Source organism: Pseudomonas sp. HY7a-MNA-CIBAN-0227, assembly GCF_040310325.1.
In the GTDB taxonomy this organism is placed as follows: domain Bacteria; phylum Pseudomonadota; class Gammaproteobacteria; order Pseudomonadales; family Pseudomonadaceae; genus Aquipseudomonas.
This window is the reverse complement of sequence record NZ_JBEOPT010000217.1, coordinates 1-259: the sequence shown is the minus strand read 5'-3', so window position 1 is coordinate 259 and position 259 is coordinate 1. Positions and strand designations below refer to the sequence as shown.

The 259-nt window shown below is 38.6% G+C and carries 1 pseudogene; it reads left to right on the top strand.

Annotated features, from left to right (window positions below):
• Window positions 1–259: pseudogene (locus AAEZ06_RS27650) on the top strand (IS1634-like element ISVa17 family transposase); the annotation flags it as partial.

Genomic DNA, 259 nt, shown 5'->3' with positions numbered 1-259 from the left:
ATACAGAGTAACGGGGTTGTATTTACGCCTGTTGAGCGCAGAATGAATGCGCTCAATCAGTTCTGTTTTTTTATTATTGCGACAAAGGATCTCGATGACAGTTTGACGATGAATAAAATACTCACTAGTTACAAAGAGCAACAGTCAGTTGAAAAAGGGAGGCGCTTTTTAAAAAGCCCTGATTTTTTAACTAATAGAATCTTCATCAAAATTCCAGAGCGGATAGAAGCATTATTGATGGTCTACGCCTCATTGGAGC